Source organism: Paeniglutamicibacter kerguelensis (assembly GCF_017876535.1).
In the GTDB taxonomy this organism is placed as follows: Bacteria; Actinomycetota; Actinomycetes; order Actinomycetales; family Micrococcaceae; genus Paeniglutamicibacter; species Paeniglutamicibacter kerguelensis.
In genome coordinates this window covers 3,809,748-3,832,209 of the sequence record NZ_JAGIOF010000001.1, presented here as the reverse complement: position 1 = coordinate 3,832,209, position 22,462 = coordinate 3,809,748, and the positions used below count along the sequence as shown (strand labels likewise).

The window sequence follows — 22,462 nt, the reverse complement described above, 5'->3', positions numbered from 1 at the left end:
TCCATTCGATGACGCCGTTGCCCGCCTCCGCCCATCAAGGGGCCGAGGCGGGCAACGGCGTTTTTCGCAGGGTGGTCGTTGAGCCGGGCCGGCCCGCGTGGAGTGCCGGTTTCACGTGCCGTGCGGGTGCGGTCAACGCGTCAAGATGACTTGTGGTGCACGCCCGTCGGTTCCGGGGTGATCTTGGGAATCGAGGGCAGGGCGGCCATCGATCGTTCGCTGGAGCGCACCAGCACCCGAAAGGTACCCTCCCCGTCGTCAGTGTAGGCGGCAAGCAAATCCCGTGAAATGGCCCGGGATGCGGCGGCCAACAGGGTGACGACGGGTGCTACCGCGGTCTCGTCGTTGGGCACCACCACGCTCAAGGCCGCGATGACGTCCTGGTTCACCCCGCGAATGGGCACCGCAATGCCGCGCGCATCGGCGTGGATGTAGCCGTTGCCCACGGCGTGACCGTCCCGCCGCACATTTTGCAGGAGCCCGCGCAGCGCGGAGGGCATGTGCACGGTTTCCGGTGTGTAGGCGAACAAGTCGGAATCGATCATTTCCTCCTGGAACTCTGTCGGTGCATGCGCCAGCAGCACCAGCCCGCTGCTTGAAGCATGCAACGGCAATCTGCCACCGATGAGCGTGTAGTTCACCACCGCCTGCGGGAACGACACTCGGTCCAGGAAAATCACCTCGTGGCCGTCGCGCACAGCCAGCTGCGTATGCTGCCTGACCCGGGCATGCACGGCGTTCAGGTGCGGCCTGGCTATTTCGCGCAGGCCGACGGCGCCCGGGGTCTTGGCGGCCAGCTCCCAGAGCCGCACGCCCAGGCGGTAGCTCTTGTCTGGTTGCCGTTCCAGCAACCCGGTCTCGACCAGTTCGCCGAGCAGCCGGTGGGTGGTCGTCAGCGAAAGGCCGGATCGGGCCGCCAGCTGGGACACCGTCAGGAACAGGGCATCGACGTCGAAGGCCGCGAGCAGCTGTATGGCTCGACTCAACGAGGATCGACCCGCCGATGAATTGGCCACTTCCACTCCTGTCCGGTTCGTTTTTCCTATGAACGGAAAAACACCTTCCAGCATAGTGTGACATGGATCACAGTTGAGCGTGATCCGGCGGTTTCCCGCCGACCGTGCTGAAAGGACTACGATGCTTTCTTCGACTCCCACCCGTCGCGCACTTCTGGGCGCAGGCGCCCTCGCTCTCCTCCTGACCGCCACCGCTTGTGCGGGCACCAATGCCGGGGCCGGCGCCGCCGAACCCGGGGCCGCCACGGTAAAGGTCGGGTACTTCCCGCTGGTCCACACCGCGACCGCGGTCCACGCATCCGAGGCGGGGGTCTTTTCCAAGAACGGCATCAACGTCGAACTGGTGCAAACCCAGGGCGGAGCCACTGCCATCCCGACGCTGGTCTCCGGGAACATCGATGTCACCTACACGAACTACACCTCAGTCCTGCTTGCAAAACACAAGGGCATCCCGCTGACCATCATCTCCGGAAACGACGTCGGCGTCGAAGACCACGGGATCTTCGTCAAGAAGGACTCGGGAATCGAGTCCATTGCCGACTTGAAGGGCAAGAAGTTCGCGGTGAACAACCTCCAGAACATCGGCACGATCGCCATCACCTCCCTGCTGGAGGAAGCAGGCCTGCAGCGCGGCGACGTGGAGATCATCGAGATGCCGTACCCGGACATGCAGGCGGCGCTGGACAGCGGCAACACCGACGCGATCTGGCAGGTCGAGCCCTTCCAGGCGAGCGCCAAGACCAACGGGTTCACCAAGATCGGGAACCTCTTCGACGGTCCGGTGGCCGACATGCCGGTGGCCGGCTGGATCACCACGGAGAAATTCGCCAAGGAAAACCCCGAGGCGATCAAGGCCTTCAAGGCTTCCATCGGCGAATCGGCGAAGGAATTGCAGGACAACAGGGACGAACTGGTGAAGCTGGTGCCGACCTTCACCAAGGTCACGGCCGAAGTCGTGAAGCAAATCGAAATGCCCAAATTCACCAGCGACATCGACAATGACCAGCTTGCCAAGGCCGCGGAGCTGATGCACAAGTACGGCATCATCGACAAGCCGTTGGACGTCGGCACCCTGTTGCCGAACGAATAGCAGAGAAAGGATCACCATCAATCATGAGCAACGCATTGCCTGCCGAAACAACGTGGACCATCGCCCCGGAGGGTGTCCCCGGACTTGACCTGGATCCCTTCAGCGATTACTTCCTGACCGACCCCTACCTTGGACATGCGGCCATGCGTGATGCCGGCCCCGTGGTGTGGCTTGAACGCTACGGGATCTATGCGGTTGCCCGGTACAAGGAAGTCTCAGAGGTCCTGGCCAACCACGCAATCTTCGTCTCCTCACGCGGTGTGGGCATCAGCGATTTCGCCAAGAACAAGCCCTGGCGCCCGCCTTCGCTGCTCCTCGAAGCCGATCCGCCGGAACACACCGAAGCCCGTGCCGTGGTCACCCGGATCATGAACCCGAAACTCATCCGTTCGCTCAAGGAATCGTTCCAGGCGCACGCGGACACCGTCGTGGTGGAGGTTGCCGCCCGGGGGCACATCGACGGGGTCAAGGACCTGGCCGAGCGCTACCCGTTGGAGGTTTTCCCCGACTGGGTGGGTCTGGACAAGGACGGGCGCGAAAACCTGTTGCCCTACGGGTCAATGGTCTTCAACACCTTCGGTCCGATCAACCGGCTCTACGAGGAAGCACTGGAGAAGGGCTCCAAGGCCGCCGTGTGGATCATGGAGCAATGCGCCCCGGGCCGTCCGGCCCCCGGCGGATTCGGTGCGCAGGTCCACGCGGAGGCAGCCGCCGTGGGCTACACCGAGGACGAACAAGCCAGGCTGTTGCGCTCGTTCCTCTCCGCCGGGGTGGACACCACGGTGCACGGCATCGGATCGGCGTTGCATGCGCTGGCCGCCAACCCCGGACAGTTCGAGCTCCTCAAGGCCGACCCCACGCGGGCCCGTGCCACCTTCGAAGAAACCGTGCGGCATGCCGCCCCCGTCCAGACGTTCTTCCGCACCGCCAACGAGGACACCCAAATCGGAGGGATTTCGATCCCCGAGGGTTCCAAGGTGTTGATGTTCCTGGCTGCGGCCAACCGGGATCCCCGCGAGTGGGAAAACCCGGATGACTTCGAGATCATGCGGCGCGCCAACGGACACGTGGGCTTCGGGTTCGGCATCCACGCCTGCCTGGGACAGATGCTGGCCCGGCTGGAAGGGGAATGCGTGCTCAACTCCCTGGCCCGCCTTGTCGACAAGATTGAAATGACGGGGGAGGCGGAAATCCAACTCAACAACACGTTACGCGGGCTGGAAAGACTCCCGCTGCGGCTGACCCCGGCAACCGAGGAGCAGAAGGGCTAGGACGATGACAACCATTGTTTACGAGCACGCCGACGGCAGTGAATCAACGATCCTCGCGAAACCGGGGGACAGCGTCATGCGCACCGCGGTGCTGAACAACGTCCCCGGCATCGTGGCCGAATGCGGCGGCAACGCCATGTGCGCAACATGCCACGTCTACGTTGCCCAGATCCCGGGACTGCCCGAGGTCGCGGACGCGGAGGATGAGATGCTCGACTGCACGGCAGCGGAACGCGGCGCCGACAGCCGGCTGTCGTGCCAGCTCCCGGCCGTTGACGGGTTGCGCGTCAGGATCCCGGAAACCCAAACATGAGCATCGGCGGAACGCTGATCGTCGGTGCGGGGCAGGCAGGCGTCGAGCTGGCCACTGCACTGCGCGCCGCGGGGGACGACCGCCCGATCACCATGATCGGGGCCGAACGCCATGCCCCCTACCAACGCCCGCCGCTGTCCAAGGGTTTCCTCAAGGACCCGTCGGACGCGGGCAAGCTGTTGTTGCGCGATTCGACGTGGTTTGCGCAGCAAGACATCACCGTTGCCTGCGGTGAATCCGTTGACGGCCTGGTCTGGGAATCTGACAGCGCGGGAAAGGCGCTTACCTCCACGGGACGGAAAATCGGGTTTGCTTCCCTTGCCCTGGCGACCGGGGCCACCCCGCGGCGGCTGTCCCTGCCCGGGGCGGACCTCGGCGGAATCCACTACCTGAGAAGCGTGGAGGACGCCAGGACCCTGGCGCAAGGCCTGGGGCAGTCAGCGAAGCTGGTGGTCATCGGGGGCGGATTCATCGGGTTGGAAGTCGCCGAGACGGCAAGGCAATCCGGTTGCCGGGTCACGATCCTGGAGGCCGCCCACCGGCTCATCGGTCGGGCCGTTTGCGAAACCACCAGCACGTTCTACCTGCAGGCAGTTCAGCGGCGGGGAACGAAGGTGCGCACCGGTGCGGAAATAGCGGGATTCACCGGCGAGAACGGATCTGTCCGTTCCGTGCAGGTCCGCGACGCCACCGGGAACCTTGAGGAGATCGCGGCGGACCTGGTGCTCATCGGCATCGGCGTGGTCCCGGAGACCGGCCTGGCCGAACGGCTGGGATTGGCCGTGGACAACGGCGTCCACGTCGACGAGCGCATGGTGGCGTCGGACGGGCGAACCGTGGCGCTCGGCGACATGGCCAACATGCCGTTGCCCGGCGGCCCGCGAGGGGACATCGAACGGATCCGGCTGGAGAGCGTCCCCAACGCGATCGAACAGGCCCGGATCGCCGCGGCCACGCTCATGGGCGGGACCGAATCCTACTCGGCCGTTCCGTGGTTCTGGTCCGACCAGGGCGGCATCAAACTGCAGATCGCGGGCCTGTCGCACGGTCATGACCGGACCGTCCTGCGCGGGGATCCGGACAGCGAGAAGTTCTGCGTGCTGTATTACCTTCGCGAGCAATTGGTCGCGGCCGACTGCATCAACAATCCGCGTGATTTCATGGCGGTCAAGACGGCATTGCGCACCGGCGTCCCGCTGCCGCCCGATGTGGTGTGGGACGTGGGCGTCCCGTTGATGGAAATCGTACGCGGCGGACAGGTCGCGGTATCCATATAGGTGTTTACCGGTGCCAGCCACCTGGCAGCGGCGTCTTGAGGCGACCGGCGCTTGGGCCAATGACTAATACAAATCAGTCGCTGTTCCGGGGCAGCCGTGACCGACGATCGGAGAACGTGGTGTCGGCGATCTTCCGGGCGGCGGCAAACTTTGCCGGCGCGGTTCCTCTGCCGTCGACCAGGTCCGCAAGGATCCTCCCGATGACAGGTGTGAACTTGAACCCGTGTCCGGAGAACCCCGCACCGATGACGACGGGACCGATGCGGTCGAGGACGAAGTCCTCGTCCTCGGTGTTCGTGTAGGTGCAGCTGATCTCCGTGAAGGCGTCGGCGTCCACGCCCGGAAGCCAGACCCGCGCATAGTCCTGCAGCGCGCGGCGCTGGGAGGGCTCGGATGCGAAGCTCCGCTTGTCCGGATCGGTGGGTGCGCCTGTCCCGTGCCATCCGGCCTTGACGCCCTCACCCGGGGTGAGCATCCCGTAGACGGGGGAGTACGCGTGCTCAAATCCCGGGGACCCGGGAACCAGCGCGTGGTTGAAGCCGGGCCACACGGCGTCCCGGTTCGCGGGCGCAAAGTGCAGCGGTTGTTCCTGCGTGACGGTCATCCGCAGAAGTGGGTACTCGGCGCCGAGCAGCTTTCCTGTCCAGGCGCCGGCCGTGACTACGACGCTTCGTGCATGAACGGTTTCGGTTCCTGCAGCCGATTCGAGCACCAGGCGCACCTCGTCATCGGCGAGCACCCGCAGTTCGACCAGACGTACACCGTGCCGGATGTGCGCTCCGGACTCCTGCGCAACCTGCTGGAAGCTGGGCAGCGCCAGGTCCGGATTCAGCTGTCCGCCGTCCGGCATGTACAGCGCTGGCCCTCTGAACCTGATGCCGCGCCAGCGCTCACCAGCTTCGGCCGCGGAAAGCTCCTCTGCGCGAATGCCCACTTGAGTGAGCACCTCCAGGGTCTGCGCCTGGGCTGCGGGATCGCCGTGGTTGACGGTTCCGGTCCGGGCGACTTGTTCGGTGCCGCTTTGTTGGCCCAGCAGCGTCCATAGGCCCAGCGCCTCGGAAAGCATTGCCACATAGGTGGGGTCTGAATAGCCGAGGTTCAGGTTGCGGGTGGTTCCGTGCGAGGCGCCGAGCTTGTGGCCCGGTTCGAATTGCTCGAGCAGGGTGACCTCGCGTCCACGCCCGGCCAGCGCCCATGCGGTTGCCGAACCCATGGCACCGCCACCAACAACGACCGTATCCAACCGTGCAACCATTCCGGCGCTCGCCCCCTTCGCTAAGACTCTTGACGAGCTTATCCGGGGCGTTCGCGTTCACGTGGCTTGTGACGGCCCGGAAACCATGCGTAGGAGATCTTAAGGCGCGGTTCACGTGGCATTCTCTGAACCGTTGCGTGGCCACGGAAGGGTGTTGGGTGTGTTCATCCCCGAGACTGAAAGCAACCACACCATGAAGCTTCGCAACCTCACGCTTGGAACGTTGACCGCCTGCATGCTCGCCGGAATGGCGGTACCCGGCGTGGCCGCACCGCTGACCGCCAACAATAATGACGCACCGATCCTGGTCGGGCACCGCGGCGCAGGTGGCGTCGCACCGGAAAACACGCTGGCGGCGTTCAAGGCCGGAAGCCAGTCCGGTGCTGACTTCGTCGAGCTCGACGTCCAGCTCAGCAGCGACGGCGTCCCGTTCATCTTCCACGACGAAACCCCGGCACGCACCACCAACGTCGAAGAGGTGTTCCCGGGCCGCACGAACGACCCGATCACCTCCTTCACCTGGAAGGAACTGCGCCAGCTCGATGCGGGTTCCTACTTCTCCGCCAACTACGCAGGGGAGAAGATCCCGCACTTCGACGAGGTCATCGACGTCGTCACCGGGAACACCGGGGTGTTCATCGAGATCAAGTCCCCGGCCAAGTCTCCGGGCGTGGAAAAGGTCGTTGCCGATGCGCTGGCCAATGACGCCAAGTGGAGCAAGCTGGAACGGGCGGGAAAGATCGAGGTCCTCGGCTTCGACGTCGCCTCGAACAAGAAGTTCGCCGCCCTGGCCCCGGAGGTCCCGCTGCAGCAGCTGACCGGCAGCGTTCCGGGCGAGGCGGTCCTGGCCGATTACGCGACCTACGCCGACTCCTTCGGCACCAGCTACCGCGGCCTGGATGCCGCGGGAGCCGCCCGCGTCAAGAACGCCGGCCTGGGCCTGGGCGTCTACACCGTGAACTCCGCCGCGGCCGTGGACGCTTCGCTGGCGCTGGGTGCCGAGCGCATCACCGGCGACTTCCCGCAGCAGATGAAGCGCCACATTGCCGGCCAGAAGCCCTTCCCGTCCAACGACGGGGTGGTCATCGCGGATTCGGTCAACGACATGCCCGGCGACGACCTGCAGGCCGAAACCGGCGAGCACGTCATCCTGGCCAACACCGGAAACCGCAGCATCGACGTCGGCGGCTACGTGCTGCGCGACGCGGCAAACAACATGTTGAGCATCGGCGAGGGCTACACGCTGGAGCCGGGCGACCGGCTGCGCGTGTACCCGGGTCCGGGCACCAACAGCGCCGACGCCTTCTACCTGGGCGGCAACGTCGGGGTGCTGAACAACGGCGGCGACTCGCTCGGGCTCTGGAACGCCAAGGGAAAGCTGATGGACACCTTCGCGAACTAGTCTCGATTCTCGTCGGGTGCTGTCAGGGTGCTGGTTCCGGGATCTTCCCGGGACCAGCGGCCTGCCCGTATTGCGGGCATGCCGGGCTAGACAAGCGTCTGGCCGGGGTGGGCGGGACGCAACGGATCGGCCCGCCAGAGAGTTCGGTTCCTTCGAGGTAGTCCCTCAGCCCGAACAACAAGCTCGCACTGATCTACCGGTCCGCAGTCGTTTTGGAGGTCATTGCCATCTGGAGCGCGGCGATTGCCGTACCAGTAGACACGCCTTAGTCCATCGGCGCGAAGGGCCGCGTACGTATGATGTGCCTGTCGCGGGCACCAAATGGGCGTCCTGCGAACGCGTGGTCCCGTTGTGATCCGTCTTCATTAAGCATCACGCACTGCAATGGCATGTGACCGATGTACTAGTAGCAGGACCCCGTTTAGACCTCTCGACCCAGCCCCTTCCGGGCAGCAAAGAAAGCAAGCTTGGCGACCATGACAAGGACCCCAAGGCCCGCAATCATCTGGATGGAGACCAGCCCCCTGGCCAAGGATGTCACGGGCGTAATGTCACCGAATCCGACCGTGGCGAACGTGCTCGAAGTGAAATAGAGGGCGCCGACCCTGTCCAGTGGTTCGCTAAAGTTCGACGTGTCGGTGGCCGAGAGCGACAAGTAGAGCAAGGCAAACAGGAGTATGAACACCACGACACTTTGCACCACCGCTTCCACCGCTTGGACCTGCGGAACACGTGCGGTAACCACGACCCGCACCTGGAAGCCCAAGATCGTGAGGAATGCCAGGACCACGCCGGAGAGCCTGATCCACGCCGCGGCAGGGTTGCTTTCATTGAACCCGCCGATGGGAATCAGGAAGTAGAAAAGAAACGAAGCCGTCAGCACAAGGAGCATCCGGAGGGCGCCCAGAATCGCAACACGGATTCTTCCGCCGGCATCAAGATTCATGAAATCCGTTTGCGTCTTTTTGACGGCCATGACGTGTTCCGACCCTTCGATATCAAGGACATGCGCGGGGCAGAATGCGCCGTGTACAACGATAACCACAACCATCGTCACTGCGGAACCCCGTCGGACGACGGTTCCCCGCACTGCGTCCGGGAGAGTCGGCTCGGTCCGGAATCATTGGTTGCTGCGTTGTGGAACCACGATGTATCGGACTATGAGGATGCCCGCGGCCGCCGCGGGAACGGCGATCAGCGCCCCGGGAAGGCCCATGAGCGTAGCCCCGGCGGTGGCCGAAATCAGCACGATGGCTCCGGGAACTTCCAGAGCCTTGCTCATGACCTTCGGCGTCAAGACGTAGGCCTCCACCTGCATGTAGATCAGCATGGAAATCAGCACGATGAGCCCGGCGGTTGGCGAACTGATCAGGGCAAAGATCGTCATGAAAACCGTGGTGAGGATGGTTCCGATCAAGGGAATCAGCGTGATGAAAAAGGCCGCCAAGGAAATCACGGCGGCGAAGGGAACCCCCGTCAGGGTCAGCAGCAACAGGCTGAAGAGCGCGTTGAAAAAGGCCAACACCACCATTCCGCCAAGGTATCGTCCGACCGAGTCGGTGATCTTCTCGGTCAGGTAGATGGTCGTGTGGCGCTTCGAGGCGGACACCAGCGAGTAAAAGCCCCGCTTCATGGACCTCAACGACATCAGGAAATACAGGGTCAGCACGGCGATGAAAACGGCCGAGGAGACCAGACCGACCAGGGTGCCGCCCAGCCGCAGGGCGCCGCCGGCCACAGACCCCCAAAACGCCGTCTGGCCCACGGTGTCACCCAAGGTCCGCAAGAACGACTCGACCCCGCCGTTTGTCAGGGTATTGAGGTCCAAGACCCATTCCTGGGTCGCCAGGCTTTGAAGGCCCGCTGGAATGGAGAGCACCAGCGCGATGCCCTGCCGTATGGCGAATGGCACGAAGAAAGCCAGGAAGACCCCGGCCACCAAGGCAAAGACAAGCGCTATGAGCAGCACCGCCTTCCCGCGCGAGACCCCCCGGCGGCGAAGCATGCCGACGAGCGGATTCAAGGCCAACGCAAGGAACAGCGCGGCACAGATATTGAATGTCACGGGGGCAAGCGAGTCCAGCGAGACCGCCAACAGCAGGGCGATGAGCACACCGAGGGTGACCCTGAAACCCCACCCCATGGGGTTCGTGCCGATGCCGGGGATCGGCCCCAAGGAGACTGGACGGCGTCCGCGCCGCGGGCCGGAGGCCTGGTGCCTTGAATTGCGGCGGGTCAGGCTTTCTGGGGCATGCGCGTCCGCCGTTTTTCCGGCGGATCCGGCCGTTTGCTCATCCATGGCCTGACTCTATCCTCAGGTTGGTCTGCACCGGAACCCTTTGCAAGGGTCGCCGGAAACGATGCGCCGATGCCCGGACCAATCCATGGGGCGTTACCACTGACAAGGTGATTTGCCCTCGGGTAGCATGTGGATCGTGAGCACTGTTGATGAGCAGGAAGTTCCATCCGTCCGGTTGTTGCTGCAATTGTCGGTACCGGCGATCGTCGTGGGCGTCGTTTCCGCGGTGGGCTTGTTCCTTGTGGACGAAGCCGCCCACCTCATCGAGGAATTCCTGTGGGAGTTCCTTCCCCACCTGCTGAACATCCCGCCGGACTCCGGTTGGTGGATTTTCGCGGTCCTGTCCTTCACGGGCTTTGCCATCGGATTGATCGTCACTTTCGTCCCCGGGCGCGGAGGCCCGGACTCGGCAACCATCGAACTCGTTGCCCCGCCCATGGCTCTGACTGCGGTTCCCGGGGTGTTCATGGTGGCGGCCTTGGGCTTGGCCGGCGGAGTGAGCCTGGGCCCGGAGGCACCGGTCATCGGCATCAACACGGCGATCGTCTTCGCGCTTGTCAATCGCTTTTGGCCGCAGATCAACGTCGGGCTCGTGATGATGGTCTCTGCGGCGGGAACGATCGGGGCGCTTTTCGGCACCCCGGTGGCCGCGATACTGGTGCTGACCGGTGTTGTTGCGGCGGCCAAGAGCGGCGGCGTGCTGTGGGACAGGCTTTTCCTGCCGCTACTCTCGGCAAGCACGGCGTCGGTGACGATGGTATTGCTCGGGGGACAGCTACTCAAGGCGCCGGTGTCGCCTCCCGTGGCTTCCACCTTGTTGGAGTTGATCCCCGCGGCCGTCCTAGTGGCAGGTCTCGCGGCCCTTGTGGGACTTCTGGGGTCCGTGCTTTTTGCGCCGGTCCACGGGTTGTTCCGGCGTTTGAAGAGCCCGCTTCTCTATACAACGCTCGGCGGGCTGATCCTGGGCGTGCTGGGCGTGTTGGGCGGCCCGTTGACGCTCTTCAAGGGCAGCACGCAAACGGTGGAAATCGTTCAACGGGCGGGGGAGTTCACTCCGTGGCAACTCGCCATCATGGTTCTCATCAAGCTTGCGGCGCTGGTGATCGCGGGCGCTGCCGGTTTCCGCGGTGGCAGGATCTTCCCCGCAGTGTTCATCGGTGTTGCCACCGGACTCATGTGCCACGCACTCATGCCGCAGATCCCGCTGACCGTGGCGATTAGCTGCGGTGCCTTGGGCACGGTCCTTGCCGTCTCGCGCGACGGATGGATCGCCATATTTATTGCGGCCGTGATTGGCGGGGATACAACGCTCTTCCCGCTGCTTTGCTTTGTGGTGCTTCCGGTGTGGCTATTGGTCGCGCGGGCGCCGGAGATGATTGTGCATCTGCCGGAGGAACCGAAGTCACCGGAAGAGCCGAAACCCGGCGGACGCCACGCAGGCTAGCCGTAGTTTTCCGGAAGCATCAAGCTGTCGATGACGGCCGAACCGGGACCTTTACGTCGGATCCGCCCTCACGGGTGATCCTGTCGCGCATCTGCGTCAGTGTGGGTGCGTCGATGAATCCGCCGGCAAACAGGCCCTGGCCCTGACGGAACTGTTGGGAGCGCTGGAGCAGTTCCTCGGGGACAAAGCCGAAGACCTCGGCAAGTTCGGCCAGGTCCCGCGGCGCGTTGATGCGCATCAGGCCCAGGTTGTCGCATTGGGAGAGCACGTTCGGGTGGATCTTGGTGGGCCGTTGGGTGGAAAGGAAAAGCCAGAGCCCGAACTTGCGTCCCTCCGCGGCGATTTGGATCAGTTGTTCGGTCAGCGCGCGTTCCACGGGAGTGACGGGGTTCGGGGAGCAGAGGTTGTGGGCCTCGTCGATGACGATCAGCAGTGGCCGGCGCTCGTTGCGGGTTGTCCACAGATGTTCGAGCAGTCCCAAGGCCGCGACCTTGGGTTCGTCCGGGTGGCTGAAGCCCCCAAGGTCCAGAACCGTGGCCCGGGGGCGGCTGTCAATGATGTCGGTGACGGATCCGCCACCGCGGGACCACAGCTCCCACTCGAGCACCTGGAGGTTTTCGATGCGGGTGGCAAGTTTGGCCCGGCCCGGATCGCCGGAGGCACGCAGCGAGTCGGTGTAGGTGTCTTCGTTGACGTTGGTTGCCGCGAAGTCGAGGTGCAGCAGCACATTGAACTCCTCGGCATCCCTGATCGGGTCAAGTTGCAGGACTGCTGCCTTGGAAGCGACGGACAGGGAAAGGAACCGAATGCGAACCTGGGGTCCGTCGGGGCGGGTTGAGTCCAGGACCCGGATGCCGGCGTCGGCGATGCCGCGCGTGGCCTCGGATCCGGCTTCGGGGCGTGTTTGGTCAAGGTGGGTGAAATCGGCATTGGGATCGAAGATCAACATTGGAAGTTCGGTGTGCAGCAGCAACTGCTCGAGCACCACGCCTAGGGCGTAGGTTTTTCCCGAGCCGCTCTGTCCGCACCAGAAGGTGTGGCGGTTGAAGCGTTCGGCACGAAGCTCCACAGCACCCTCGGGGTCGCCTAACGGTGAACCAATCTTCAAAAAAACCATGGTTTTCACTTGCCTTCCATTTGGCGAATCCCGCGGGTTCCGAAACCGTTCCCGAAGATCGAAAATCCGGGTTTGAACGCGGCAGCGGAACACAGCGCACCGGGTTCACCTTGAGAATTCCATATGATCGCTCGCACCGCCATGGAAGGGCTGCACTTTTTGGATTCCCATGGCTGACAGCACGGGCGGAAGGAGCCCATCTCGGTGCCGAAATCCTTGGCGCCCCATTTGTGGGAAACCACAAAACACGGGGCCGTCCGTGGAAGGGACAGCCCCGTGAAATGGGATCTCCGAAGGAATGTTAAACCTGTGGCGAGGCTGCTCCGGACGCGTGTCCCAGGGCACGGCCCTTGAGTGCCTCGTATTCGTCGGCGTTGATTACTCCGGAATCGAGGAGTGCCTTGGCCTTGACGATTTCGTCGCTGGGGCTGGTGTTGGCAACGGTTCGAATGTAGTCCTCAGTCGCGACGGTGTTCCGTGCCGCAATCTCGTGGTTGCGCTTGGCCATGCCCTTGCCGCGGGCGATGAGGTAGACAAGTGCGGTGATGAACGGGATGAAGACCAGTGTTAGGAGCCAAAGCGCCTTCCACCAGCCATTCAATTCATGGTCGCGGAAAAGATCCGCAAAGATCGAGAAAAGCACCATCAGGTAGGCAATGAAAACGAATGCCGTGATGAAGAACCAGATAACGTTCCAAAAATCTGACCAAAAGTCCACGGTGATAATCCTTCCGGTTCCGTGCGGGAGCCTGTTGCCCCGAGGCGTTAGGGGTGCTGGCTGTATTTCCCCTTGGTCCTCATTCTTGGCGTTTGGGCGCCGTCTGGCCATACTTGTTCGGCAAATGATGGACATTTCACCCAAAGGTGATGATGAAAGGCGAAGCACCTGGCGCCGGCATCAGGGGTGAGTTTTCGGGGCTCACGGGAAATCTCTTTGCTCCATGGCGGGCCGAGAAGGCGCCGCCAACATTGGATGCCGCCTTGACGTTTCGACAACATCGCAGGCCGTGCCACGGCCAAGGATCGTTTTCGCCCGGGGCCAACTAAATCATCATCTGTGGATGATGCAGTGCGGGTGGATCCGGACGACGATTAACTGGGCCATGAAATGACTAAGGAAGGCCGAGGCCTCGATGATGCGAAACCTGTATAGGTCGACGATTTTATCCGCGCCGGATTCGATCACATGCTCACTGCCATTGCGCAGCAGCCTGCGGGCACTGGCTTGTGGAGCCGCAGCAAGTCGCCGGCGGCGATCGACACCCAAAGGCCATCGCACCAACAGGTTGCTCCATGTTCCGGGCAGCTATGAGCCAACCTCCGCCGAGTTCGGGACCGACTTCGTGATGGCGACGGACCGCGTTCCGATGGATCAGGAATCCCGCGTCGACCGGGCACGCTACCTGATTGGCCTCGTGAAAGGGTGTGACGGGATGCCCGAGAACGCGGCCTCCCGCAACAATGTTTGCCCGGGCTGCCGACTGGAAGTTACTTGCTGGACATCGGCGAGACACCGGTTGACGGGTTCACCGGCCAGGGTCGTCAAGCCGCACTGGGCGAAAGGGATGGCATTACCCATGGAAAAGTATGAATACGGGTCTGAGGAGATTCTTGTCGTCGAGTTCGAGGGGGACCGGATTGATCCCTGCGTCCTCGAATCGGTCCTTGCCGCGACTCCCACTGCACCTCCCGTTGCACCTCCTGCGGCACGAGCTCCACCGACCCACAGCAAGCACGGCAGATGGATGTCGTTTCCAGATTGCAGCAACTTGGGGAGCTGAAGCAGCAGGGCCTGCTCAGCGACTTGGAGTTCGGACAGGCCAAAAGCAGTTGCTGGGCCCCTGAACTCCCTCCGCGATTCGCACCACACAAGTAATTAGGAGCAACCAATGCGCAAGTCCACTAAGCTTTTCACTTCCCTGGCGATGACCGTCGCGCTCGGCGCATCGCTCGCGGCGTGCAGCTCGACGCCCGAGGAAAACACGGCGGCCGCGTGCGATTCCTACGCGGCTTTCGTTGGGGCGGTGGCCGAGGTCAAGACCTCCCTGAACAGCGGCTCTAACATTGGCGCGATCCAGGCCGCCCGCGACAAGGTCAAGGCGGCCTACTCGGACCTGGAGAAGTCGTTGGAGAAGGTCGGCGAGGATCGCAGGGACGCCTTTGAAACGGCCTGGGACGACCTGGACAAGGCTGTCTCCGATGTCGACCCGGACATGACGGTTCCGGAGGCAAAGGCATCCCTCAGCGACAACATCGCACAGGTCGAAACGGCGCAGAAGAACCTCAACGACGAACTGGGCTGCTAACCACATGACCGTCGGTGCGACGGGCGTCTTTACGACGCTTGAGCAGGGCAGAGGCCCCGGAACCGCGTGGGTCCGGGGCCTCTGCCTGTGGTTGCTGCCTAGCCCCAGACGACCTCGTTGACCAGACGCTGGCCCTCGGCCACGTAGCCGGCCATCTCCGCCGCGGGAACCATGGAACCGCCGGTGGCCCACACGATGTGGGTGGCGTTTGCCATGCGGGTTTCGTCGAGCCCGAATGCCGCTCGGTAGGTTTCGTCCCCGAGGATCCGCCAGGGGCCCGCGAATCCTGCGGCGGCGGAGGGTTCGATGTCGATGCCCTCGGTGTCGTGGAGCAGTCCCTGGAACGCCTTCATGCGCTCATCGGTGACGGTCACGTAGCCGTCGATCAGCTGCTGCAGGTGCTCGCCGACCAGGCGCGAGGGGCGTCCCACGGCAAGGCCGTCGGCGGCGGTGATGCCGTCCAGCCCGATGTCGTTGACGCTGATCGCGTCGTGCAGTCCGGTGCGCACGCCCAGGGACATGCAGGGGGAGTGGGTCGGTTCGGCGAACACGCAGTGCACGGCATCCCCGAAGGCAAGCTTGAGCCCGAAGGTCACGCCGCCCGGTCCGCCGCCCACGCCGCACGGCAGGTGCACGATCAGCGGGTGGTTCGCATCGACGGTGATGTCCAGGGCTTTCAGCTGCCCGGCAAGCCGTGCGCCCGCGACCGAGTAGCCGGCGAATAGCATCAGCGAGGCCTCGTCGTCCACGAACCACACGCTGTGGTCTTCCTCGGCGGTCTTGCGCCCGGCCTCGACGGCGTCGGAGAAGTTGCCCGCGTGCTCGACGACCTCGACGCCGCGGGAGCGCAGCAGGTCCTTCTTCCAGACGCGTGCGTCCATTGACATGTGGACGGTGGTCTTGAACCCGAGCTCGGAGGCGACGATGCCGATCGACAGGCCCAGGTTGCCGGTGGAGCCCACGGCGATGCCGTGCTTCGAGAGCACGTCCTGCACCGCGGGGGTCATCAGCACGCGGGCGTCGTCGTCCGGGCCCATGAGGCCGGCCTCGACGGCGATGCGTTCGGCGACCTGCAGCACCTCGTGGATGCCGCCGCGGGCCTTGATCGAGCCGCTAACGGGCAGGGAATCATCACGCTTGACCCAGAGCGTGCCCGGCAGTTCCTTGCCGAAGCGGCTGCTCAGTTCCGCCTGCATGTCGGGGATGCCGACCAGCGCGGATTCGAGGATGCCGTGGGTGGCGCGGGTGTCGGGGAAGTGCTCGGCGAACCAGGGTGCGAAGCGCAGGAAGCGTGCCTGCGCATCGGTGACGATGGCCGGGTCGATGCCCGACTGCTCGATGCCCGCGGCCGTTTCGGTGGGAGAAGCGGTGAACCAGGCAGTCTCTTCGGCGCGGGCCAGGGTCGCGACCACTGGATCGGTGAGTAGCTGCTCGAGGTCGGGGGTCTGGTTCATAACTGCTGGTTTCTCCATGCTTTCGGGTCTGTCTTGCCTCCTAATGTAGGGCAATGATTTCCTACCGGCGAGTTGGTGGTCACAGCCACGCCCCGGGTTTCGGCCGGGGCGCGGCCCTATTAAAGGTCATTGCCGCACCTCGGATGGGAACGGCCGCGCTCCTGGCGTTCCGCTGCTCGGGACCACACGGCGGATGCCGGGATCCGGCAGGTATTGCCTGATCAACGCCGGGAACTGGCCTTGCCGCCCATCGCCCGATCGGGCAGGTCCAGACACCCTAAAACCTTGACACCTCCCGGGCCGAAGCAAACCATGTGAGTACTGGACGCAGGGAGAGGCGAGGACGATGGGCAACGAAGAGTCTGTACCCGAGACGAGGGGTGTCACGGTGGAGCTCCTGGCCATTGTCGACCTCGGCTCCGAGATCGAGGGCATGACCGGGCGCCAGCTGCGGATGCGCAAAGTGACCATCGAGCCCGGGGGCGTCTTCGGCCCTGTTCACGACCACATAGGCAGGCCGGGACTCGTCCACATCCTGCAGGGAACGATCACCGACCACAGGGACGGGGCCGCCACGGACTACGGGCCGGGCGTGGGCTGGCCCGAGGATAAGAAGACCCTGCACTGGCTGGAGAATCGGGGGACGATTCCGGCGGTGGAGATCTCCGTCGATATCGTCAGGAAAGACTAGGCCCGGTCCGGCCTCTCCCGGGGCTGGCCAAGTGCTGAAATCCGATGGATTCCTACACCATCAACCGCTTTCGCGGTGCTATACACTGCTGACATCTGCGGGGGAATCCAAGCCGTCCTTGAGGATGGCATCAAGTGTTGCATCAGACTTGACCGAATCTAAGGACCAAGAATATGAAAGCCCTTGTTTACCACGGCCCGAACCAGAAATCCTGGGAAGAAGTACCGAATCCCAAGATACAGAAGCCCACCGACGTGATTGTCAGGATCGAAACCACCACCATTTGCGGCACCGACCTCCACATCCTCAAGGGCGACGTCCCGGCGGTAACCCCAGGCCGGATCCTCGGCCATGAAGGCGTGGGAGCCATAACCGAGGTCGGCTCGGCCGTGACCAACCTTGCCGTGGGAGACCGGGTCATCCTGTCATGCATCTCTGCCTGCGGACGTTGCGACTATTGCAAGCAGGGCCTGTTCTCCCACTGCCTGGGCGAGGAAGGAGCTGCCGGCATTGGGTGGATCTTCGGTCACCTGATCGACGGCACCCAGGCCGAATACGTGCGCGTTCCCTATGCAGAGACTTCCGTGCACAAGATGCCCGAGGGCGTCAGCACCCAGGAAGGTACGCTGCTCTCCGATATCCTTCCCACGGGCCACGAAATCGGCGTCCAGTACGGCGCGGTGAAAGCCGGGGACGTTGTCGCGATAGTCGGCGTGGGTCCCGTGGGACTCGCCGCCGTCACCACCGCGCAGCTTTACGGCCCCTCGCGCATCATCGCGATCGATGTGGATGCAAACCGCCTGGAGGAGGCCAAGGCCTTCGGAGCTACCGACGGGGTGCTGTCAACGGACGCGGATTGGAAGGAACAGGTGCTTGCCCTGACTGACGGGCTGGGGGTGGATGTTGCCATCGAGGCGGTGGGCATTCCACAGACCTTTGCCATGGTTCTTGACCTGGTCAGGCCCGGCGGGCACGTGGCAAATGTCGGCGTGCACGGCAAGGGCGTGGACCTGCCAATCGACAGGCTCTGGATCTCCAACGTCACGATCACCATGGGCCTGGTGAACACCAACACGACCGCCACGTTGCTCAAACTCGTCGCACAGAAGAAGCTGGCCGTCGACAGGTTCGTGAGCCACACCTTCAACCTGCAGGACATTGAAGCTGCCTACGACACCTTTTCCCGGGCCGCCGAGACCAAGGCACTCAAGGTCATGCTCAACGCCTGACCGGGCGGCAGCCAAACGAGATGGGTGAACCGCGGGATCGGCCGATTGCCACAGGCGACCGGCCGATCCATGCATGCCAGAGTTATGCGCCGGCCCGGCTGTAGGTCGTCACCTTGTGCCCCTGCCCGCCCTCGCGGACGACGATTCCCGCTGTCAGCAACGGGGAGAGCGCATAGCGGATCTGATTTGCGGTCAGCCCGGTCTTCGAGGAAATGTCTGCAACCTCCAAGGGATCCGAACCCAGTTCCCGCAGGATCGCCGCGGCGTTCTTCGAGGTTTTCATCGGCTCGGGAACACGCAGTGCGGGCGCCGCGTTCGAGGCCGCAGTGTCGTGTCCAACCGGCGTGCCCGCGGACGCCCCGTTCACCGCGGCGGTGTTCGCGGCGACATTGACGGCAGCGGGAGCCAGCGCCGGTGCCATGGCAAATGAGGAACTCTTGCCAGTCAAGACGGCCAGCCCCGCGGCGACCAATCCCTGCAGCTCCCCGCCGGCCTCGGCGGAACCGAAGAGCCCGAATTCGTCGTTGACCATGTGGCTGTTCCACGACCGGCCGTGGCGCATCGATATCAGCAGCTGCTTCTGGATTTCCGAGAGCCCCGCAGCGGCGGGCAGTTCGCCCAGCCACAGGCGGTCCGTTGCGGTGACCGAGGTGCCGCGCATGAGGGACGCCGTGAACCTGACGCCGTTGTCGTTGAACCCCGGGCAGCGCAGCCCGGCGTCGCGGAGCGCCAGCCGGACCTCGCGCAGGCCACCGCCCTCGCCCTCGACCACACGGTGCGCCGATGCGGTGCGCGTCATCTTGCAGATCTCGTACAGGAACTCGTTGACCGAGGACTTGGCACCGGGCCATCCCAGCTGGTCCTGGCTCAGCCCCCAGAGGCCGCCCGGGCTTGAAACCACCAGCTGGTCGCCGCTCAACCGGATCTGGACGTTCTTGCCGGTGGTGTGCGGCCCCAGGTCGCGGTGGACCAGGGCGTTGGCGATGAGCTCGCGCACGGCGACCATCGGCATTTCGGTTTCGTCTTGGCCATGCCCGTTGGACCCGAAGCGGATCTCGGTGCGGGTGTTGCGCTGGACCCATTCCACGGCGCGGTCCAGCAGCTCCGGCAGCGGGCCGTCGAACTCAACGCGGTCGAGGTTCCGGACCTCTCCGCGGGTGGCGGGTTCGGCGACGGCGGTGATGGACAAGTGCGGTTCGAACTGCTGCGGGTACCTGCCCAGTGCGTAGAGCCCGGCCAGGGTCAACCTGCTGCCCTGCGGTTCTATCACGCGCTTGAAGCGCAGCACTTCCTCGTCGGATACCTCGCTCAGGCGGCGCGATGCGGAGCGGGCCACCGCAATGAAGTGGTCGCGCAGCTGGGAGTCCAGATCCGCTATCGAGGTCTCGTCGACCGGGCGGGTGTCGTGCCGCGGGCGGGTGCCGGCGGCCAAGAGTTGCTGGACCTCCTGCTCCGACATCCGGTACTGGCCGTCCGGCTGGCGAAGGTAGGCGAGGTTCCCCTGGACGGTCCGGCAGGGCCGTGCCTCCGGGACAACTCCGGCGACCGTGGCAATGACCACAGTTTCGCCCTCGAGGTCCACACGCTCAAAGGCGACCTGGACCTCGGGCACCACCGCGGTGCGTGCCTGCGATGCCACGAGGGCTTCCAGGGCGCCGGGATCTTCGACCCCCGTCGCGGTGAACCCGTTGGCGGCATCCAGCCCGAGGACGATGGTGCCCCCGCCGGGCATGTTGCCGAAGGCGCTAAGCGTCTCCTTGAGGTCCGGGCATCCCTTGGAAGCTCCCCGAACTTCGGTGTCGGTGAAGTCTCCGGCGTTCGAGCGAAGTCGAGCCAGAAGGAGTTGAAGGTTCTCGGGAGTCCATGCCATGACCCCAGCATAGGCAGTAATGTCTAAACATTCAATATGTAAGTTGCAACCTTCAAAGTTAGACGTGCACCACATTGCAAGTGTGTAGTACCAGGTCAACTAGTATTTTATGGCGTTGAATAATCTTTGGGCGACAGTGTTTGCTGACTGTTGGTGTGGATGTTTCAAACATTAATGTTTGAAACATCCACACTTTGCCCGAAGTTTGCGAAGAAATTAATGTTTGATTACCGCGTCTTGGACGGCGAACTCGGCTTCGGTTTTCTCACGCAGTTCCTCGACGGTGACACCGGGTGCCATGTGCGTCAGGACGAGTCCGGGGCCGCTTCCCGAATCCGTGATGTCGAAGACCGCGAGGTCGCTGATGATCTTGTTGACCACGCGGACGCCGGTCAGCGGGAGGGTGCATTCGCGCAGGATCTTGGGAGTGCCGTCCTTGGCCACATGCTCGGTCAGCACGATCACCTGCGGGGTGCCTGCGACCAGGTCCATGGCCCCGCCCATGCCCTTGACCATCTTGCCCGGGATGGTCCAGTTGGCCAGGTCCCCGGCTCCGGAGACCTGCATCGCACCGAGGATGGCGACCTTCACGTGGCCGCCGCGGATCATGCCGAAGGACGTGGCGGAGTCGAAGACGCTGGCCCCGGGCAGCATGGTGACGGTTTGCTTGCCGGCGTTGATCAGGTCTGCGTCTTCTTCGCCCTCGTAGGGGAAGGGGCCCATGCCCAGCAGCCCGTTTTCGCTTTGCAACACCACGCGCACCCCTTCGGGCACGTGGTTGGCGACAAGCGTGGGGATGCCGATGCCGAGGTTGACGTAGTCCCCGTCGTTCAGGTCCGTGGCCGCGATCGACGCCATCTCGTCTCTGCTCCAGCTCATGGTGAATGCTCCTTGCTTGTCGTGAATTCAGTTGGTGGCGGTGCGTGGGCGGACGGTGCGTTGTTCGATGTCCTTGACCTTGTCGATGGCCTGGACAACGCGCTGCACATAGACGCCCGGGGTGATGACGTGGTTCGGATCGATGCCGCCGAGGGGGACAATGATCTCCGCCTCCGCGACGGTGACTTTCCCTGCGGTGGCGACGACGGGATTGAAGTTCCGCGCGGTGTGCCGGTAGACGAGGTTCCCGTCGGTGTCCGAGGTGTGGGCGTGGACCAGAGCAAGGTCAGCGACGATGCCGCGTTCACGCACGTAAAGTTCGCCGTCGAATTCCTCGACCGGCTTGCCCTCGGCGACGAGGGTGCCGACTCCCGTCTTGGTGTAGAAGGCGGGGATGCCTGCGCCACCGGCGCGGAGCCGTTCGGCGAGGGTGCCCTGGGGGACGAACTCCACCTGGAGATCACCGGAGAGATACTCCTCGGCAAAACGTTTGTTTTCCCCCACGTAGGAGGCCAGCACCCTGCTGACCTGGCCGGAGTCGATGAGCACGCCCAGGCCCTTGCCGTCGACGCCCATGTTGTTGGAGACGATGGTCAGGTCCCTGACACCGGAGTCGCGGACCGCGTTGATCAGGTCGACGGGAATGCCGCTGAGGCCGAAGCCGCCGACGGCGATGGTGATGCCGTCGGCCAGGACGTCCGCCATGGCCTCGATCGCGCTGCCGTGGACTTTTCCGCGTGGTGGCGTTTGCATGTGCACTTCCTCGGAGTTCTCTCGCTGGGTGGTTGGGGCCCGGGACGGAGCCAGCGACACGTTTCGTGCCCGAAGGGATATTGGCGTGCCAGGTAGTGCCGGCCGACACCCGAAACTGTATAGGGACCGACTCCGCGAGCCGGTCCCTATGCCAGTGATGTCCCTCCTGCCGGCAACTACTGCTGCGGCGCGGTTGCGGGGGACGTGCCCATGGCCCGGGCTTTCAGGTGCTCGTACTCTTCGGCGGTGATGGCGCCGGAGTCATGGAGGGCCTTGGCCTTGGCGATTTCGTCGCTCGGGCTTGCATGGGCGACCGTCCGAATGTATTCCTCGGTGGCCAAGCTGGATTCAACGGCACTCCTGTGGCTGCGTTCCGCCATGCCCCTGCCACGGGCGATGAGGTACACGAGTGCGGTGATGAATGGCACGAAGATCAGGGTAACGAGCCACACTGCCTTCCACCAGCCATTGAGTTCACGGTCCCTGAAAAGATCAGCAATGATGCTGAAAAGAGCCATCAGGTAGGCGATGAAACAGAAGGACCAGATGAAGAACCAGATGATGTTCCAGAACGATTCCCAAAAATCCACGGGTGACCTCCTTGGGGTCTACGGAATCCTTTCGGGGTTCCGACGATGGGATCCTACGTGTGCCACCGGTCGGTGACGCTTTCATTCTTAGTGATCAGTCATGGCTTTTACCAGAGGTGAGAGGCCCTGACTATTGATTGCCCCGGTTTTTCGATCGAGGCATCGCCCCTGGACCGAACCGGTGAACGCCGTAACCGCAGGGCAGC

Annotated in this window: 20 protein-coding genes; 9 read left to right on the top strand and 11 right to left on the bottom strand. The window is 63.7% G+C overall.

Features of this window, described 5'->3' with window-relative positions:
- Nucleotides 1-140: 140 nt before the first annotated feature.
- Nucleotides 141-1,016 carry an IclR family transcriptional regulator gene (locus tag JOF47_RS17375; protein WP_210000735.1) on the bottom strand — a complete coding sequence of 292 codons (876 nt, stop codon included), beginning with the start codon at nt 1,014-1,016 and terminating at the stop codon, nt 141-143.
- A gap of 121 nt (nt 1,017-1,137) precedes the next feature.
- Between JOF47_RS17375 and JOF47_RS17370 the strand changes: the two genes are divergently transcribed.
- From JOF47_RS17370 to JOF47_RS17355, 4 genes are read left to right on the top strand one after another with little or no spacing between them, the layout of a single operon-like run.
- Nucleotides 1,138-2,106 (top strand): ABC transporter substrate-binding protein, encoded by a 969-nt coding sequence (locus tag JOF47_RS17370; RefSeq protein WP_210000733.1) that lies wholly within the window; start codon nt 1,138-1,140, stop codon nt 2,104-2,106.
- Between the two features lie 23 nt (nt 2,107-2,129).
- Nucleotides 2,130-3,377 (top strand): cytochrome P450, encoded by a 1,248-nt coding sequence (locus tag JOF47_RS17365; protein ID WP_210000731.1) that lies wholly within the window; start codon nt 2,130-2,132, stop codon nt 3,375-3,377.
- A 4-nt stretch (nt 3,378-3,381) separates the two neighbouring features.
- On the top strand, nt 3,382-3,690 hold the full coding sequence (locus JOF47_RS17360) for a 2Fe-2S iron-sulfur cluster-binding protein (RefSeq protein ID WP_210000728.1): 309 nt from the start codon (nt 3,382-3,384) through the stop codon (nt 3,688-3,690).
- Complete coding sequence (locus JOF47_RS17355) at nt 3,687-4,967, top strand: NAD(P)/FAD-dependent oxidoreductase (RefSeq protein WP_210000725.1); 1,281 nt, start codon at nt 3,687-3,689, stop codon at nt 4,965-4,967. The genes JOF47_RS17360 and JOF47_RS17355 overlap by 4 nt, the downstream gene beginning before the upstream one ends.
- 73 nt (nt 4,968-5,040) lie before the next feature.
- On the opposite strand, the gene JOF47_RS17350 is transcribed toward JOF47_RS17355, so the two are convergent.
- Nucleotides 5,041-6,222: an FAD-dependent oxidoreductase gene (locus JOF47_RS17350; RefSeq protein WP_210000722.1), complete on the bottom strand. Its 1,182-nt coding sequence runs from the start codon at nt 6,220-6,222 to the stop codon at nt 5,041-5,043.
- Nucleotides 6,223-6,337: 115 nt separating this feature from the next.
- Between JOF47_RS17350 and JOF47_RS17345 the strand changes: the two genes are divergently transcribed.
- On the top strand, nt 6,338-7,624 hold the full coding sequence (locus tag JOF47_RS17345) for a glycerophosphodiester phosphodiesterase family protein (protein WP_342592829.1): 1,287 nt from the start codon (nt 6,338-6,340) through the stop codon (nt 7,622-7,624).
- 421 nt (nt 7,625-8,045) lie between these two features.
- Here the strand turns inward: JOF47_RS17345 and JOF47_RS17340 are convergent, their stop codons facing one another.
- Both JOF47_RS17340 and JOF47_RS17335 read right to left on the bottom strand, forming a co-directional pair.
- Nucleotides 8,046-8,600 carry a potassium channel family protein gene (locus JOF47_RS17340; RefSeq protein WP_210000719.1) on the bottom strand — a complete coding sequence of 185 codons (555 nt, stop codon included), beginning with the start codon at nt 8,598-8,600 and terminating at the stop codon, nt 8,046-8,048.
- Nucleotides 8,601-8,744: 144 nt separating this feature from the next.
- Nucleotides 8,745-9,923, bottom strand: coding sequence for an AI-2E family transporter (locus JOF47_RS17335; protein WP_210000717.1), 1,179 nt, complete (start codon nt 9,921-9,923; stop codon nt 8,745-8,747).
- A gap of 127 nt (nt 9,924-10,050) precedes the next feature.
- On the opposite strand from JOF47_RS17335, the gene JOF47_RS17330 reads away from it, so the two are divergent.
- Nucleotides 10,051-11,367, top strand: coding sequence for an ion channel protein (locus tag JOF47_RS17330; protein ID WP_210000715.1), 1,317 nt, complete (start codon nt 10,051-10,053; stop codon nt 11,365-11,367).
- A gap of 19 nt (nt 11,368-11,386) precedes the next feature.
- Here the strand turns inward: JOF47_RS17330 and JOF47_RS17325 are convergent, their stop codons facing one another.
- Both JOF47_RS17325 and JOF47_RS17320 read right to left on the bottom strand, forming a co-directional pair.
- Complete coding sequence (locus JOF47_RS17325; protein WP_210000712.1) at nt 11,387-12,484, bottom strand: ATP-binding protein; 1,098 nt, start codon at nt 12,482-12,484, stop codon at nt 11,387-11,389.
- Between the two features lie 301 nt (nt 12,485-12,785).
- Nucleotides 12,786-13,202, bottom strand: coding sequence for an SHOCT domain-containing protein (locus tag JOF47_RS17320; protein ID WP_342592827.1), 417 nt, complete (start codon nt 13,200-13,202; stop codon nt 12,786-12,788).
- A 1,171-nt stretch (nt 13,203-14,373) separates the two neighbouring features.
- On the opposite strand from JOF47_RS17320, the gene JOF47_RS17315 reads away from it, so the two are divergent.
- Nucleotides 14,374-14,790, top strand: a complete 417-nt coding sequence (locus tag JOF47_RS17315; RefSeq protein WP_210000708.1) for a hypothetical protein — start codon at nt 14,374-14,376, stop codon at nt 14,788-14,790.
- Nucleotides 14,791-14,888: 98 nt separating this feature from the next.
- Here the strand turns inward: JOF47_RS17315 and JOF47_RS17310 are convergent, their stop codons facing one another.
- The gene (locus JOF47_RS17310; protein WP_210000707.1) at nt 14,889-16,244 is read right to left on the bottom strand and encodes a D-serine ammonia-lyase; all 1,356 of its coding nucleotides are present in this window, start codon (nt 16,242-16,244) and stop codon (nt 14,889-14,891) included.
- A 346-nt stretch (nt 16,245-16,590) separates the two neighbouring features.
- Between JOF47_RS17310 and JOF47_RS17305 the strand changes: the two genes are divergently transcribed.
- The gene (locus JOF47_RS17305; RefSeq protein ID WP_210000704.1) at nt 16,591-16,935 is read left to right on the top strand and encodes a cupin domain-containing protein; all 345 of its coding nucleotides are present in this window, start codon (nt 16,591-16,593) and stop codon (nt 16,933-16,935) included.
- Between the two features lie 173 nt (nt 16,936-17,108).
- The gene (locus tag JOF47_RS17300; protein ID WP_210000702.1) at nt 17,109-18,164 is read left to right on the top strand and encodes a zinc-dependent alcohol dehydrogenase family protein; all 1,056 of its coding nucleotides are present in this window, start codon (nt 17,109-17,111) and stop codon (nt 18,162-18,164) included.
- Between the two features lie 82 nt (nt 18,165-18,246).
- On the opposite strand, the gene JOF47_RS17295 is transcribed toward JOF47_RS17300, so the two are convergent.
- The 4 genes from JOF47_RS17295 to JOF47_RS17280 all read right to left on the bottom strand — a co-directional run bounded on the left by JOF47_RS17295 (nt 18,247) and on the right by JOF47_RS17280 (nt 22,256).
- Complete coding sequence (locus JOF47_RS17295) at nt 18,247-20,034, bottom strand: ATP-binding protein (protein ID WP_210000701.1); 1,788 nt, start codon at nt 20,032-20,034, stop codon at nt 18,247-18,249.
- A gap of 216 nt (nt 20,035-20,250) precedes the next feature.
- Nucleotides 20,251-20,913: a CoA transferase subunit B gene (locus JOF47_RS17290; protein ID WP_210000700.1), complete on the bottom strand. Its 663-nt coding sequence runs from the start codon at nt 20,911-20,913 to the stop codon at nt 20,251-20,253.
- Between the two features lie 27 nt (nt 20,914-20,940).
- On the bottom strand, nt 20,941-21,666 hold the full coding sequence (locus JOF47_RS17285) for a CoA transferase subunit A (RefSeq protein WP_210000699.1): 726 nt from the start codon (nt 21,664-21,666) through the stop codon (nt 20,941-20,943).
- Nucleotides 21,667-21,842: 176 nt separating this feature from the next.
- Nucleotides 21,843-22,256 carry an SHOCT domain-containing protein gene (locus tag JOF47_RS17280; protein ID WP_210000698.1) on the bottom strand — a complete coding sequence of 138 codons (414 nt, stop codon included), beginning with the start codon at nt 22,254-22,256 and terminating at the stop codon, nt 21,843-21,845.
- Between the last annotated feature and the right edge of the window lie 206 nt (nt 22,257-22,462).